Origin of the sequence: Haloarcula sp. CBA1115 (assembly GCF_000827835.1) — an archaeon.
GTDB classification, from domain to species: Archaea; Halobacteriota; Halobacteria; order Halobacteriales; family Haloarculaceae; genus Haloarcula; species Haloarcula hispanica.
In genome coordinates, this window is record NZ_CP010529.1 from 2,054,347 (window position 1) to 2,069,489 (window position 15,143).

11 protein-coding genes are annotated in these 15,143 nt (G+C 62.5%); 4 read left to right on the forward strand and 7 right to left on the reverse strand.

Annotated elements, in window-relative coordinates:
- Nucleotides 1–6 precede the first annotated feature (6 nt).
- From acs (SG26_RS10265) to acs (SG26_RS10275), 3 genes are all read right to left on the reverse strand, one after another.
- Complete coding sequence (acs, locus tag SG26_RS10265) at nt 7–2,001, reverse strand: acetate--CoA ligase (RefSeq protein ID WP_050037520.1); 1,995 nt, start codon at nt 1,999–2,001, stop codon at nt 7–9.
- A 70-nt stretch (nt 2,002–2,071) separates the two neighbouring features.
- Nucleotides 2,072–3,763, reverse strand: coding sequence for a bacterio-opsin activator domain-containing protein (locus tag SG26_RS10270; protein ID WP_050037521.1), 1,692 nt, complete (start codon nt 3,761–3,763; stop codon nt 2,072–2,074).
- A gap of 140 nt (nt 3,764–3,903) precedes the next feature.
- Nucleotides 3,904–5,847, reverse strand: coding sequence for an acetate--CoA ligase (gene acs / locus SG26_RS10275; RefSeq protein ID WP_050037522.1), 1,944 nt, complete (start codon nt 5,845–5,847; stop codon nt 3,904–3,906).
- A 165-nt stretch (nt 5,848–6,012) separates the two neighbouring features.
- Between acs (SG26_RS10275) and SG26_RS10280 the strand changes: the two genes are divergently transcribed.
- The 3 genes from SG26_RS10280 to glmS all read left to right on the forward strand — a co-directional run bounded on the left by SG26_RS10280 (nt 6,013) and on the right by glmS (nt 10,013).
- Nucleotides 6,013–6,873 carry a CheF family chemotaxis protein gene (locus SG26_RS10280; RefSeq protein WP_014039463.1) on the forward strand — a complete coding sequence of 287 codons (861 nt, stop codon included), beginning with the start codon at nt 6,013–6,015 and terminating at the stop codon, nt 6,871–6,873.
- Nucleotides 6,874–7,032: 159 nt separating this feature from the next.
- The gene (gene glmU, locus SG26_RS10285) at nt 7,033–8,223 is read left to right on the forward strand and encodes a bifunctional sugar-1-phosphate nucleotidylyltransferase/acetyltransferase (protein WP_050037523.1); all 1,191 of its coding nucleotides are present in this window, start codon (nt 7,033–7,035) and stop codon (nt 8,221–8,223) included.
- A complete protein-coding gene (gene glmS, locus SG26_RS10290; RefSeq protein ID WP_014039465.1) occupies nt 8,223–10,013 on the forward strand; it encodes a glutamine--fructose-6-phosphate transaminase (isomerizing) in 1,791 nt (596 codons plus the stop codon). The genes glmU and glmS overlap by 1 nt, the downstream gene beginning before the upstream one ends.
- Nucleotides 10,014–10,326: 313 nt before the next feature.
- Here the strand turns inward: glmS and SG26_RS10295 are convergent, their stop codons facing one another.
- Both SG26_RS10295 and aglF read right to left on the reverse strand, forming a co-directional pair.
- A complete protein-coding gene (locus tag SG26_RS10295) occupies nt 10,327–11,742 on the reverse strand; it encodes a sugar transferase (protein WP_014039466.1) in 1,416 nt (471 codons plus the stop codon).
- Between the two features lie 248 nt (nt 11,743–11,990).
- The gene (aglF, locus tag SG26_RS10300; protein ID WP_014039467.1) at nt 11,991–12,746 is read right to left on the reverse strand and encodes a UTP--glucose-1-phosphate uridylyltransferase AglF; all 756 of its coding nucleotides are present in this window, start codon (nt 12,744–12,746) and stop codon (nt 11,991–11,993) included.
- Nucleotides 12,747–12,834: 88 nt separating this feature from the next.
- On the opposite strand from aglF, the gene aglM reads away from it, so the two are divergent.
- Nucleotides 12,835–14,142, forward strand: a complete 1,308-nt coding sequence (gene aglM / locus SG26_RS10305; RefSeq protein ID WP_014039468.1) for a UDP-glucose 6-dehydrogenase AglM — start codon at nt 12,835–12,837, stop codon at nt 14,140–14,142.
- Nucleotides 14,143–14,147: 5 nt separating this feature from the next.
- On the opposite strand, the gene SG26_RS10310 is transcribed toward aglM, so the two are convergent.
- Complete coding sequence (locus SG26_RS10310; RefSeq protein WP_050037524.1) at nt 14,148–14,642, reverse strand: hypothetical protein; 495 nt, start codon at nt 14,640–14,642, stop codon at nt 14,148–14,150.
- Nucleotides 14,635–15,108, reverse strand: coding sequence for a hypothetical protein (locus SG26_RS10315; protein WP_050037525.1), 474 nt, complete (start codon nt 15,106–15,108; stop codon nt 14,635–14,637). Before SG26_RS10315 ends, SG26_RS10310 begins: the two co-directional genes overlap by 8 nt.
- Between the last annotated feature and the right edge of the window lie 35 nt (nt 15,109–15,143).

Here is a 15,143-nt window from a genome sequence, read left to right on the forward strand (position 1 = left end):
TACGGCTCAGTCACCCTGGACTTTGGTCTCGATATCACTGACGACGTCAGGGTTTCGCAGCGTGCTCGTATCGCCCAGTTCCTCGCCGTTGGCGATGTCTTCCAGCAGGCGGCGCATGATCTTCCCGGAGCGGGTCTTCGGCAGTTCGGGCGTGAAGATGACGGCTTCCGGCCGCGCGATTGGCCCGATAGCGTCCTCGACGCCGTCGATAATCGCACTACGGAGGTCTTCGTCTTCCTCGTAGCCGTCCTCGGTGATGACGTACGCGTACACCGCTTCGCCCTTGATATCGTGGTCGCCACCGACGACAGCGGCTTCGGCGACGCCTTCCACGCCGACGATAGCGCTCTCGATCTCCATCGTCCCGAGGCGGTGGCCGGAGACGTTGATCACGTCGTCGACCCGCCCCAGCACGGTGATGTAGCCGTCGTCGTCGATCTTCGCTCCGTCCTCGGGGAAGTACACCCAGTCGTCGGAGTCGTCGCTATCGGTGTCCGAGTACTCGGCCCAGTATTCGTCGATGAACCGTTCGTCGTTCTTGTACAGCGTCCGGAGCATGCCGGGCCACGGCTTGTCGACGGTCAGGTAGCCGGCGCGGCCGGGTTCGACTTCCTTACCCTCGGTGTCGACGATGCGGACGTCGTTGCCCGGTAGCGGCGGCCCGGCCGACCCGGGTTTCATGTCCTTGACGCCGGGCAGCGTCGTTATCATCATGCCGCCGGTCTCGGTCTGCCACCAGGTGTCGACGACGGGGCACTCCTCGCCCCCGATATGTTTGTAGTACCATTTCCAGGCGCGAGGGTTGATCGGCTCACCGACCGTCCCCAGCAGGCGCAGGCTGGAGAGGTCGTGCTGTTCGGGGTACTGCTTGCCCCACTTCATGAACGCGCGGATGGCCGTCGGCGCGGTGTACAGCTGGTCGGCCTCGTACTCCTCGACGATGTCCCAGAGGCGGTCCTTGTCGGGGTAGTCCGGTGTCCCCTCGTACATCATCGTCGTCGTCCCGAGCGCGAGCGGGCCGTAGACGATGTAGGAGTGGCCGGTAATCCAGCCGATGTCGGCCGAGCAGAAGTACGTGTCCTCGGGTTTGATATCGAGCACTGCCTGAGAGGTCCAGGCTGCCCACGCGAGGTAGCCACCCGTGGAGTGTTTGACGCCTTTCGGCTTCCCGGTGGTCCCGGAGGTGTACATGAGAAACAGCATATCCTCGGCGTCGCGGTCGACCGGTTCGACCGTCTCGCCCTCGTTGTCGGCGATGACATCGTCGAAGGCGACCTGATTGCCCGCGTAGTCGTGGTCGAAGCCGTCGCCGTCCATCAGGCGCTCGGCGACGATGGCGCGTTCGACCTCGTGGTCGACGCCGCTCAGCCCCTCGTTGGCTTTGTCGAGGTGGTCGAGCGGGTCCCCTCGTCGGTAGTAGCCGTCGCAGGTGACAAGATACTCAGAATCGGCGGAGTTCATCCGCGTCGCGAGCGCGTCCGCGGAGAAGCCGGCGAACACGACGGAGTGTGGCGCGCCGATGCGGGCACAGGCCAGCATGGCTATCGGCAGCTGCGGGATCATCGGCATGTACATCGTCACGACGTCGTCCTCGCCGACGCCCATCTCCCGCAGGCCGGCCGCGAACTCGTTGACCTTCTGGTGAAGTTCCTCGTAGGTGTAGGTGATGTTGTCTTCCTCGACCGGCTCACCCACCCACTCGATAGCGGCTTCGTCGCCGCGCTCCTCCAAATGGCGGTCCAGACAGTTCGCCGAGGCGTTTAGTTTCCCGTCCGTGAACCACTCGTAGAACGGCGGGTTCGAGTCGTCGAGTACCTGATCGTAACCCTCCTCCCAGTCGAGCAGGTCGGCGGCCCCCTCCCAGCACTCCGGCCAGTTCTCGGTAAACTCCTCGTAGATACCCTCGTCCGTGACGTTCGCCTGCTCGACGAACGACTCCGGGGGCTCGAAAACCTCCTGTTCTTCGAGCCGTGCTTCGAGTTGGACATCTTCATCTGACATGGTCTATCATCGATATTTCACAGTGGCCATATAAACGGGGGGTCTAACTACGATAACATGAAACAGGGTTTCAGTTGTCGGTCGGCTGTCGCGGTTCGGTCGGCCGGTCGTCGAAAAACGCGGTCAGGACCTTCTGCTGGGCTTTCCTGAGGTGATTGTGTAACGTCGGCGACGAGACGTCTAGCGATTCCGCTAGCTCCTCGGCGGTCGACCCGCGGGGCCACTCGAAGTAGCCGCTGTGGTAGGCCGCCTGGAGGACGGTCTCCTGCCGGTCGGAGAGCGTGTCGGTCAGTCGGTCGCGGAACCCTGTCTCTGTTTCGGCCGGCCGTTCCGTCTCTCGCTTCGCCGCTAACGACGTCTCCGGGTAGGCGTCGGTGACGGCGTTGACTGTCGGTCTGATGTCGGCCTCGCTGGGGAGCTCGACGGCGATAGTCGCCACGCCGTCGGTGGCCGTCACAGAGCGAACGCGGCCACCGCTCTCGACCAACTGGAGCGCTGGCGTGTCGGTGACTACGACCTCCAGTAGCACGCCGTCGCTGTGCTCTTCGAGGAGTCTGGCGTCGGTCACGCCGTCGTCGGTGTCCGCGTACGACAGTATCGCGTCGGCCGAGGCACCTTCGACCATCAGGTAGTACAGCAGCGACTGGCCCGCAACGGGAACGACGCCGGACAGTTCGACCGTACACTGCAACGCCCCGGACACCCCGGCGGTGAAGGTTCGCCCGTCCGCACAGTGGAACTCCAACTCGGTCACCGTGTCGGCAAGCAGGAGTCGCTTGCGTTCGGCGGCGACCTGTGCGTGGCCGACCTGAACCCCGAGTGCGGACAGTACGGCGCGTTCCGCGTCGGTAAGCTCCTCCCTGGAACCGACCCCGATGACACCGGAGACGGCGTTTTCTCTGACGAGCGGGACCAGAGCGACCGGTCCGGCGCTGTCGTCGACGACACGAACCTCGCCCACGTCTAGCGGCGCGGTGACCGACTCGATATGCTCGTGAATCTGGCGCTCGACGGCCGACTCCGAGATCTCTGTCGTCGTGCGCAGTGTCAGCCCGTCGCCGGTACGCTCGGCGAGCCAGGCGAACTCGAAGCCCGCCGTCTCGGTCAGGTGGTCACAGACTGCCGTCGCAATTGCTTCGCCGGTCGCGGCGGCCGCAAGCGCCTCGCTGACCGTCATAATCCAGTCGACGGGTCGCTGGGACTCGCTTGAGGCTGCCCGCTTGACGGACCCGTCAACGGCCGCGACGATGGTTTCCCGGTCCGGTTCGTCAAGCAGGGGGTCCAGTCGGTCGAGGCGGTCCCAGCCGCCGAGCGCGCAGACCACGTCCGGCGGGACGCCGTCGTCCAGCAGACTCGCAGCGAACCGCCATCGGAGGTCGCGCGAGGAAACCCCTCGCAGGTGCGGCGCCGTCTCGGCGGCCCGGTCGGCCACCTCGCTGACGAGCATCTGGAGCCGCCGCGGGGAAACGGAAACCAGCGGCTCGTCATCGGCTTTCCCGGACGCGTTTGCGTACTTCCGCATGTCGTGTTCGACCGAGTCCGGGAGGTACGTTTCGCGTACAATCTCGTTGCCGTTCCGAACAGCAAGCAGGTGATGGCCCTCGAACTCGGTGATATCGGTCAGCCGTACGGCCGTCATCTCCGCCGGCCGGAGTCCGACCTCCGCACCGAACCGGAGCACGAGGTCGGCCCGGTGTGTCTCGGCCGCGCGACGGAGCTCTTCGTACCCTCGCTTACCGATTTGATCGGCTGCTCCGTCCATGTGTTTCGGAAATTTACAGAATACCGAAATAAGTATTGCGGTCAGACCGTGCGTATAGACGAGAGAGCCACGATAAAACAGTCGCTAAGAACACTGTTGCCACGAAAATATTTCGGAGATATATAGAAAGACGAAACGTCTTACTCTCTCCTCGTCGTCGACTGGATTTCGCCGAGGATTTCGGGGTTCCGTAGCGCGCTGGTGTCGCCCAGTTCCTCGTCGTTCGCCACTGCGGTCAGCAGGCGGCGCATAACTTTGCCCGAGCGCGTCTTCGGAAGGTCGGGCGTGAACACGATCTCCTTGGGGCGGGCGATACCGCCGATAGCGTTGACGACGGCATCTTCGATGGCCGTCCGGAGTTCGCTCTCGGCGTAGCCGTCCTCCGGAGAGGCGAACGCGTACACCGCTGTTCCGGTCGTCTCGTCGTCGGCCCCGACGACGGCGGCTTCGGCGACGCCGGTGACGCCGGCGACCGTCGACTCAAGTTCCTTGGTGCTGAACCGCCGGCCGGCGACGTTAATCGCGTCGTCGATCCGACCGAGAAAGGTGATGTAACCGTCGTCGTCGACCGAGACGCTGTCTTCGGGGTAGTACCGCCAGTCCCCGGCGCTGTCCGGGACGCTGCCCCAGTCCGCTCCGTCGAGTAACGCGCGCGGCATCCCCGGCCAGGGGCGCGTCACGACGAGTTCGCCGGCCGTGTCCGACTCGACCGCCGCACCTTCGCGGTCGACGACGGACGCCTCGATTCCTGGCAGCGGCGTTCCCGCGGCCCCGGGTTTCATCTCGTCGACGCCGGGCAACGTCGATACGAGCACCGCTCCGGTTTCGGTCTGCCACCATGTGTCGACAATGGGGCACTCGCCGCCGCCGATGTGCTCGCGATACCACTCCCATGCGCGAGCATCCATCGGTTCGCCGACCGTACCCAGCAGGCGTAGACTGGAGAGGTCGTGTCGGTCGGGGTACTCCTCGCCCCACTTCATGAACGCCCGAACGGCTGTCGGCGCGGTGTAGAACACGTCGACGGCGTACTTCTCGATGAGTTCCCACAGCTGGTCTTTTTTCGGGTGGTCCGCCGTACCGTTGTACAGTACTGTTGTCGTGCCGAGCGCGAGCGGGCCGTAGACGATGTAGGAGTGGCCGGTAATCCAGCCGATGTCGGCCGAACACCAGTAGGTGTCCTCGGGCTTGATATCCAGGACCGACCGGGCGGTCCAGGCGACGTGTGCGAGATACCCGCCGGTCGTGTGGGTGACGGCCTTCGGCTGGCCGGTCGTCCCCGATGTGTAGATGCGAAAGAGCGGGTCGTCCGCCGCCCGCGAAACCGGCTCGACTTCCTCGCCCTCGTGGGCCGCCAGCAGGTCGTGATAGTCGTCGTAGTCGTCGCCTAAGTGCACATCACGGCCCAGCCGGTCGAGCACCACGACCGACACGTCGTGGTCGACGGCGATGCGCGCGTTATCCGCCTTGTTCTTTTGTGCGACGGCGCTACCGCGGCGGTAGTAGCCATCGCAGGTGATGAGGTACTCCGAGTCGGCTCGCTCCATTCGCGTCGCCAGTGCGTCCGCGGAGAACCCGGCGAAGACGACGTTGTGTGGCACACCCAGGCGCGCACAGGCCAGCATCGCGACCGGGAGTTCGGGCACCATCGGCAGGTACAGCGTCACCACGTCGTCCGGGCCGACGCCGCGCTCGCGCAACGCCGCGGCGAAGGCGTTGACTTCCCGGTACAGTTCGAGGTAGGTGTAGGTGCGGGACTCGCCGAGGTGCCCCTCCCAGACCAGTGCGAGCTGGTTCTTCCGCTCGGGGAGGTGTCGGTCGAGACAGTTGTATGCGGCGTTTAATCGGCCACCGGGGAACCATTCGAACGGTGGCCCGTCTGTTCCACGGAGCACCGTCTCGAACGGGACCTCCCAGTCAAGCAACGCGGCGGCCTCGCGCCAGCAATCGGGCCACTCCCGTTCGAAGCGGTTGTAGACGGCCGGGTCCGTCACGTTCGCCTGTTCGACGAACCAGTCCGGTGGTTCGACTGTCTCTCGCCCCGTCTGGGACTGGCCCCGATCCGGTTCGTCACCCCGTGTCATCAGTTGACAGTACACCGCCGTACTCAAAAAATATCCTATCTAATTGTGCACGATTCCGCTGTGAGTGGCTCACCAGTGCAGTCGGCCGTTCTCACTTTCGACACTGGCGACGGAACTTATATTGAGTCCTGCGGTCAACGAGTGTACGAGAGGCCGGTACGGGGTATGAGCGACACCGAAAAGAAGATCGCCGATACGAAGGGGCAGTTCCTTCAGGCGGTCTCACAGGGCCAGCGCCTCACCGACGCCGAGTGGCGAAACTGTCGCATTATCCTTACCACCGAGCGGGTCGCCCTGCTGGGTGACGACAAGCGACAGATTTCACTGACCGACATCGACCGTATCGCCGACCGGTTCGACGTGAACCAGCAGAGCGCCGGCGTCTCCGACTACGTCGCGCTCTACGTCGGCGAGGACGTTATCCTCGTGTCGGCATCGGACCACGGGACGTTCGAGACCGACTTCTACCGGGCGAGTCTCGACGGCGCAATCGTGCTGGTTCAACACCCTGCACTGAAAGGCGGCGTCGTCCAGTCCGCCGAGTGGACGAAGGGTCGCCTCAAAGTGACCGACGAGGCGCTGAAACTCGCGATGGCTGACGGGCAAGCCGTTGTCATCGACCGCGCCGACATCGGTGACCTCGCTGTCGAAGAGAAGCAGGTCAGCGGCGAGGAACGGACGGTCATTCAGGTCGAGCACAGCGAGGACGACATCAGCGTCGAAACACATCTCGCGGGCGAGGAGTTCCACGCAACCGTCCTCCGGACGATGCTCGAAGAGAGCGCCGAACAGAACCAGGCCGATCTGGACCTGAGCTCGACTGAGAAGCGGGTAATCATGGCGCTGCACTCCGGCGTGTCGCCGTTCGACATTCCCAACTTCGTCGGCATTGACGTTGAGAAAACCGAGGAAATCTTCGACCGACTGATCGAACTCGACGTGATAAGCGTGCTCCGGGAGCGGACGGAAGTGAATCTGACGACGAAGGGCCGTCGGGTCGCCGGCGAGCGGATGGGCGAGCAGTAGTCCGTACCCGGAACCAGTGAAGCATCGCGAGGACCGACTGTCTCGGACGCTCCCTCCCGTTCGGTTTCGACGCCACAAACTGGACATGCGTGGCGAGTAGACGCCGACCAATCTCGGTAAGGCCGCCATATTGAAGCCCCTCCTCCGTCTGCAACAGGTATGCACATCGATACGGCTGTGGTCCTCGCTGCGGGTGAAGGGACTCGCCTCCGGCCGTTGACGCGAAACCGGCCAAAACCAATGCTTCCGGCCGCGAACCGTCCGATCCTCGAACACGTCTTCGACGCACTAGTCGAGGCAGGCATCGAGAAGCTGGTCGCCGTCGTCGGCTACAAGCGCGACCGCGTTCAGGACCACTTCGGGCCGACGTACCGTGGCACTCCTATTTCCTACGTGAGCCAGACGAAACAGCTCGGTAGCGGGCACGCGCTCCTCCAGGCGCGGAGCGTCGTCGACGGCCCGGTTCTGGTGATGAACGGTGATCGTCTCGTCGACGCGGCCACTATCGAGTCGGTAGATACCTCCTACGCGGAGACTGGGCACACAAGCATCGCTGTCATCGAACGACAGGACACCAGTCGGTACGGTGCCGTCGAGGTACAGGACGGCGATATTGTCGACATCGTCGAAAAGCCCCAACACGACGAGTTCAGGCTCATCAACGGCGGCGTGTACGCCTTCGACGGCGACATCTTCGAGGCTATCGACGAAACGACGCGGCACGCCGGCGAGCTGGCATTGACCGACACTATCGAACTCCTGCTCGAATCTGACCGCATTCAGGCAGTCGAGGTCGACGGCATGTGGGTCGACGCGACATACCCGTGGGACCTGTTGACCGTCGCGCGCGAGGTACTGGCGCGGGGTCGGGTCGTCGAATCGGCCCGCGACGAGCAGGTATGGGTCGACAACTCCGCACGCGTCCACGACGAGGCGACCCTCCAGTCGCCGGTCGTCATTGGCCCGGATTGCGAGGTCGGACCGGACGCTGTCATCGGTCCGAACGTCGCGCTTGGCCGTAACACCACTATCGGGGCCAACAGTGTCATCCAGCACACCGTCCTCGACGCCGATACGCGTGTCGACCCGAGTTCGACCCTCATCGATACTGTCACCGGTCAGGACGTGAACCTGGGCGTCAATACGGTCGTCCCCGGCGGCCCGGCCGATGTCCAGGTCGGCACGGAAGTGTTCGAAGACCAGCGGCTCGGTGCCGTTATTGCCGACCGTGCTGTTGCGCTCGGGGACGTGAGCTTCGTCTCCGGATCGCTCGTGGGCCCCAACGCTCGGCTCGCCACTGGCGTGACAGTCGATGGAACCGTCCGCGAGGGCGCGGAGGTGGTCCGCTGATGTGTGGTATCATCGGCTGTGTCGGCCGCGGCGACGAGACGCTCGATACGCTCGTCCACGGCCTTTCGAAACTGGAGTACCGCGGGTACGACTCCGCTGGCGTCGCACTGGCGAACAGCCACATCGACCTGTGCAAACACTCCGGCAAAATCGCCGACTTGCGCGACGCGCTGTCGGAACGGACGCTCTCGGGCTCGGTCGGCATTGGCCACACTCGCTGGAGCACGCACGGCCCGCCGACCGACGAGAACGCCCACCCCCATCAGGATTGCACCGGTGAGGTCGCAGTCGTCCACAACGGTATCATCGAGAACTACCAGTCCCTGAGAGACGAACTCGTGAGCGCCGGCCACACCTTCACATCTGACACCGATACGGAGGTCGTCCCCCATCTCATCGAGGACGCGCTGGACGCCGGAGCCGACCCCGAAGACGCTGTCAGAGAGACGGTCAGCCGACTTGAAGGCAGCTACGCCGTCGCCGTCGTCATCGCCGGCTGTGACTCGGTGTTCGCCGCGCGGAACGACTCGCCGCTCGTGTTAGGCATTGACGACGATGCGACGTATCTGGCCAGTGACGTACCCGCCTTCCGGGACTTCACCGACAAGGTCGTCTATCTCGCTGACGGCGAGTTCGCCCGACTCAACGGTGATGGGTGGACTGTGACTGACATCGACGGCAATGTCGTCGAGAAAGACATCGACACTATCCAGTGGGACCCCGAGGAGACCGGCAAGAGCGGCTACGACCACTTCATGCTCAAGGAGATTCACGAACAGCCGCGCGCGCTCCGGCAGTGTCTCCGCGGCCGCGTCGACGAACTCGCCGGGACGGTCGACATCGGCGACCTCGGAGATCTCTCCCCGACCGGCGTCCAGTTCGTCGCCTGCGGGACCTCCTACCACGCCGCCCTGCACGGCGCGCAACTGTTCCGCGAAGCCGGTATCCCCGCCCAGGCGTTCCTCGCAAGCGAGTACGCCACTGCCACGCCACCCATCGGTGACGCGCTCGTCGTCGGCGTCACACAGAGCGGCGAGACCGCGGACACGCTATCGGCACTTCGGGCGGCCCGCCGCCGTGGCGCGCGCACGCTGGCCGTGACCAACGTCGTCGGCTCTACCGCGGCCCGCGAGTGCGATCACGCGCTGTACATCCGTGCTGGGCCGGAGATCGGCGTCGCCGCGACCAAGACTTTCGCCTCACAATTGGCCGCGCTGAACCTGCTCGCGCTCGGAACGTCCACAACCGGCGACGCCCGGCAGGTCATCAGCGCGCTCCGCGACCTCCCCGGCCACGTTCAGGAGGTTCTCGACGAATCTGCCGCTCAGGAGGTCGCTGAGTTGTATCAAGACGCCAACGCCTACTTCTTCATCGGCCGCGGGTATCAGAATCCCGTGGCGCTCGAAGGCGCGCTGAAAATGAAGGAGATTACGTACAAGCACGCCGAGGGCTTCGCTGCGGGTGAGCTGAAACACGGCCCGTTGGCGCTGGTGACCGAGAACACGCCCGTGTTCGCTATCGTGACTGGTGACGACGAGCGCACCCGCAAGACGATCGGGAACGTCAAAGAGGTCGAAGCAAGGGACGCGCCGGTGGTCGCGATTACGGACGGACAGAGCGACGTTGAACGGTACGCCGACCATGTGCTCCAGATTCCGGAGACCCATCCGCGAGCCGCTGCAGTGCTGGCGAACACGCATCTGCAACTGGTGTCGTATCACACGGCTGCGTTGCTGGGGCGGAACATTGACAAGCCGCGGAATCTGGCGAAAAGCGTGACAGTCGAGTGAGCAGCGCGTAGCTGGCTATTTGCGGCTCTCTGAGAGCTCTACCGGATCGGGGTTGCCACTAATTTAGCTGTTGTTGAACCGGAGCGGCTCGCTTTTCCAGAGCAGGCTACAGAGGTGGGGGCAGAATTTCTCTAGGGTCGCGCAACTTAAGATGTGACAGCACCGTGCATAGAGTGTATAACTCGTATGCTTCCCAGGGTTTGTGCCGCGATACCCTCTGCTGGAGCGTTTTTCGGAGATACGTGAGTTCACTACGAACGGTGTACTCCGGCCGATACTGGAGCAAGTGGGTCGTACAATGGCCTGCCAGTTCTCACCGATTTCTGTATGCCATCACGAGGTCAATAAGAACGCTCCAGACCTGCCTTGAAACAAGCTTCATATCATAGCTAAACGACTGGTCACGCACGTATTCGAGGTCGTATCGTAGCTTTTCGCTCGGCTCTTTTCCAGTCACATGATTAACCTGGGCAGGCCCGGTCAGGCCTGGCTTGACGAACCATCGTTTCTGCCAGTCAACGACACCGCTCTGGATATCCGAGTCCAGTTCCGGCCGTTCTGGCCGTGGGCCGACGACGCTCATATCTCCCCGTAGTATCGACCAGAGCTGTGGGATCTCATCCAAGTGCGTCTGTCGCAGCACTCGGCCAACCGATGTCACGCGTGGATCGATCCCACCCGCATCCTCGTCACTGATTTTCACGCCGGTCTCGTCTTCGGCGTTCTCGATCATCGACCGGAACTTGTAGATGGAGAAGGTTTCTCCGAAAACTGCTGTTCGGTCTTGCTGGTACAGTATTGAGCCACCGTCTTCTGCTTTTATCGCAAGTATAATGCCAATAATCACGGGCGATAGCGCGACCAGCCCAGCCGATGCAAACGCGATATCGAACGCGCGCTTGAGAATATAGTCCTGTATGTCCCATGGCTCGATCTCCACGTCGATCAGGGTTCCGACGCCACCGCTGGCGGTCAGCACAGAGTCTGTATGGTCGCGATGGACTTTCGCGTTGACACCGTACTCGTAACAGGCGTCGAGAGCGCCGAAGAACTCTGCCCGGTCGGCATGTTCAAACGCTAGCACAACAGTGTCGATATCATACTCGACGAGTACGTCCTCGATTCGCGAGAGGCCACCTAGCCGTTCCAACCCACTGGTGTTAGTTCCGCCGTCAGCGATGGCTTCGGTCCGTTCGACTGTCGTAATGACACTCGTTGGACAGAGATAGCCCAGAAGCGTCCCGTCGACTTCACTTGCCACTTCTTCTATCACCTTGAGGTCGTCCCCAACGACGATGGTTCGTTCGCCGTTTGACGACGGCCGCTTGCGAATCCACACGAACCATGCGGGCAGTGCGACCAGTAATAAGGGAGTTACTAACACGACCGTCAAGCGCGGCAATCGGTACGTGTAGTCGAAGTAGCCGATTGTCGCCAGAACAAGAACTGCTACGAGCACCCGCTTCTGGGCCAGTGCTATAGCGTCGAGAATTCTTCGCGGGCGGGGTTTGTACAGTGGGAGGAACACACTAACGACGACTGCGATTGTGACCAACAGTTCAAACGTGAACTCCGACCCAGTTGGGGGGTCAGTCGGTAGCCGATTGAACACCGGGATGGTTGTCGCTATCGACTGGATGGTAGCGTTGTTAACAAGTGCGACGGCGGCCGCTGTCAGCACGACGACGCCGGCTACACTTGCGACCCGGTACCGCCAGCCACTATCCATTATCAGTGTGATTGCCGAGTTCCGGGATAAGTCCTGCGTCCCGGGACTCAAATACTGAAGCTACTGTAGTCAAACCGCCCTGAATAGACGGTGTGCTACTGAGAGACAGTATTGCACGAGAGCTGTTTGCGTACTGACGCACCCACGACGAACGTACCAGCGCAGTCGTATCGGCTATCACAGCGTCGATCCAACTACGTGACTGTGTGGTCCTCACTGGTTACTGACCAGGCTATCCTGTGTGGCCCTCACTCGCTTGCAGCGATGTTCTCGGCAGCCATTTCCGGGTCAATCTCGCCCTGCAGCCGTTTCTCGGCCTGGTCGCGGTCCGCTGGATAGCCGATATCGTTCCGCCAGCCGTCCATGCGGATCGCGTCGATCGTCCGCCCGGAGTGCAACAGGAGGTCAATCGCGTCACTGATCTCGTACTCGCCGCGGTTGGAGGGCTGTACCAGATGGCAGGCGTGGAAGATGGCCGGCGTGAACGTATAGAACCCGGTCATCACTAGGTTCGACGGCGGGTCCTCCGGTTTCTCGACGACTTCGGTGATCTCGCCGTACTTGTTGGTGTCACAGACACCGTACCGCCCGGCCTCATCCCATGGGACTTCCTCAACGAGGAAAGCGGCGTCGGCACGTTCCTCCGCCTGCCGGTTGACGACATCTCGGAGGTTCGCTTCGAAGATGTTGTCGCCGAGCATCAGCATGAAGTCGTCGTCGACGTGCTCCTCGACGGTCAGAAGCGCGTGTGCGAGGCCGTTCTGTTCGCGCTGGTGGGTGTAGGTGATCGGGACGCCTTCGAACTCGTCCTCGTAGTGATTAATGATGGCCTGCTTCTTGTAGCCGACAACTACCAGCAGTTCGTCAGCGCCTAGTTCGATCAACTGCTCGAAGCAGTGGGTCAGAATCGGTTTCCCCGCGACCTCTACCATTCCCTTCGGCTTGTCTTCGGTCAGCGGGCGGAGACGGGTCCCCTCACCAGCGGCGAGTACGACAGCTTTCATATATCTCAATTCGTTGGCCGTCCGATAAAACTCTTGTCGAATTATAAGATCCGAATTATAATATCCGCCCCTCGACTACTGCCGCCCGATGAACGTCAGTATTGTCGGGAGCGGATACGTCGGGACGACGGTCGCGGCGTGTCTTGCGGATCTCGGACACGAAGTGGTAACGATAGACATCGACGAGGACATCGTCGACACGGTCAACGACGGCCGGTCGCCGATACACGAACCTGGCCTCGACGAACTCGTCGCCGAACACGGCGGCGGTCGACTTCGGGCAAGTACCGACTACGACGAGATCCTCGATACTGAACTGACGATGCTGGCGCTCCCGACGCCCTCGAACGACGACGGGAGCATCGACCTCCAGTTCATGGAAGCCGGTGCGGCATCCGTCGGCGAGGCGCTGGCCGGTGCCGAGAACGCGGCAACGGATCCACACCTCGTCGTCACGAAGTCGACTGTCGTCCCAAACACGACCGAGGACCGGCTCGCCCCCCGTATCGCCGACGCCGGTCTCGAACGCGGGACGGACTTCCTCGTCGCGTCCAATCCCGAGTTCCAGCGCGAGGGGACGGCCGTGGCGGATTTCCTGAACCCCGACAAACTCGTCTTCGGGACGGACGACGACCGTGCGACGGCGCTTCTCAACGAACTGTACGAACCGCTTCGCGAGGCCGCTGACGATGATGTGCCGGTCGTCGAAACCGGTATCGCCGAGGCCGAGATGATAAAGTACGCCAACAACACGTTTCTGGCGACGAAAGTCAGCCTCATCAACGACATCGGGAACATCTGCAAGGAGTTCGGCGTCGACGCCTACGAGGTGGCCGATGCCATCGGACTCGACGACCGCATCGGCGAACAGTTCCTCCGGAGCGGGGTGGGATGGGGCGGCAGTTGCTTCCCGAAGGACACGGATGCCATCATCGCCGCGGCACGGGAACAGGGCTACGACCCTGCTGTTCTTTCTGCGGCCGTAGAACTGAACGACGACCAGCCCAAGCGCCTCCTCTCCCTACTTGACGACCACGTCGACGTGTCCGGCAAACGCATCGCCGTTCTCGGCCTGGCGTTCAAACCCGGAACGGACGATATCCGGAACACGCGCGCGGTTCCGGTCATCGAGGGACTCAAAGAACGTGGCGCGGAAATCGTCGCCTACGACCCCGTTGCCACCGAGAATATGCGCGAACGCTATCCCGACATCGAGTACGCCGACTCGGCCGCAACCGCTCTCGCGGGGGCATCAGGCGCTGTTGTCGTCACTGACTGGGACGAGTTCGCAGCGCTCGACGCTGCGTTCGACGAGATGGCAGACTCCGTCGTCGTTGACGGTCGACGCATCATCGAGCGGCGCGACGGCATCACCTACGAAGGATTGACCTGGTAGCGCAGTCAGTTACCTGCCTGTATTTGCCTGTCGATGACGGCTACCGTGCCGGCAGCGAGTAGCGCCACAACGAGCACGGTCGGGTCCGAAGACACGTACAGGCTCGGTGTCGGCGGCCGCCAGTTCGTGAACGGATACAGCCAGGCGCTCGCTCGCCCGTCGGCGTACACTCGCATCCCATCGAGCAGCAGCGACGTGAGGCCGCCGAACGTCACGAGTCCGAACACGCGCCGCCAGTGGCGTCTCTCGAATGCGACGGTGATGACACCGGCCAGTAGCAGAACTCCGCCAAGTGTGGAGAGTGGATCGTACGAAAACGGGAGTCCAAGTATAGATTCGACCGTTTTCTCCTCAAGGACGATTTCTAGTTTTATCAGATCGGGAATCGCCGCACCGCCCATCCCAACGATGACCCAGCGCTGATCGAGCCAGTCGATGCGCCAACTCGCGACCGTCAAAAGGATGTATGGTACGAGCAGGTGAGTCAGCAGGTCAGCCATTGCGTGCCTCCATCGTCCACGTCTCTCGGTCAATTCGCCAATACCGGAAGAACAGGAGCAGGAATCCGAGTGCGCCGACAGCCGAGGCACCGTACTTGTAGAACTCCGCCCACCGACTGCTGTTGACGACTTCGACGCGCTCGGCTGCTATCGTCTGATTCGATTCAAGCGTTCCGTACACCTGAACGACGCCACCGGGTTCGACGGCCGCTTCCGTCCCAGTGACCCTGAGCGTTATTGCCGTCCCGTCGCTTTCGGCCCTGATTGCCATTCCGCCATCGCCGGTCTCTGTCACTGTTCCAAACACCATGAGGTGCTGTCCGACGTACGACTCGTACCCGGTCGAAAGGTCCGCAGCATCTGGATACGGGGACCGCTGCTCTTCTGTAACTGCCGCGTGGACGAACAGTCCACCGAGTATCAGACACAGCACAAGTACGATGACGGCACGAACCCAGACGCGCACACTCTCTGTTCTTTCGGTGGGTACAATGGTCGTTT

Excerpts from the sequence above, each read along its gene's own strand:
- acs (WP_050037520.1), bottom strand. The coding sequence starts at position 2,001 with ATGTCAGATGAAGATGTCCAACTCGAAGCACGGCTCGAAGAACAGGAG.
- SG26_RS10270 (WP_050037521.1), bottom strand. The coding sequence starts at position 3,763 with ATGGACGGAGCAGCCGATCAAATCGGTAAGCGAGGGTACGAAGAGCTC.
- acs (WP_050037522.1), bottom strand. The coding sequence starts at position 5,847 with ATGACACGGGGTGACGAACCGGATCGGGGCCAGTCCCAGACGGGGCGA.
- SG26_RS10280 (WP_014039463.1), top strand. The coding sequence starts at position 6,013 with ATGAGCGACACCGAAAAGAAGATCGCCGATACGAAGGGGCAGTTCCTT.
- glmU (WP_050037523.1), top strand. The coding sequence starts at position 7,033 with ATGCACATCGATACGGCTGTGGTCCTCGCTGCGGGTGAAGGGACTCGC.
- glmS (WP_014039465.1), top strand. The coding sequence starts at position 8,223 with ATGTGTGGTATCATCGGCTGTGTCGGCCGCGGCGACGAGACGCTCGAT.
- SG26_RS10295 (WP_014039466.1), bottom strand. The coding sequence starts at position 11,742 with ATGGATAGTGGCTGGCGGTACCGGGTCGCAAGTGTAGCCGGCGTCGTC.
- aglF (WP_014039467.1), bottom strand. The coding sequence starts at position 12,746 with ATGAAAGCTGTCGTACTCGCCGCTGGTGAGGGGACCCGTCTCCGCCCG.
- aglM (WP_014039468.1), top strand. The coding sequence starts at position 12,835 with ATGAACGTCAGTATTGTCGGGAGCGGATACGTCGGGACGACGGTCGCG.
- SG26_RS10310 (WP_050037524.1), bottom strand. The coding sequence starts at position 14,642 with ATGGCTGACCTGCTGACTCACCTGCTCGTACCATACATCCTTTTGACG.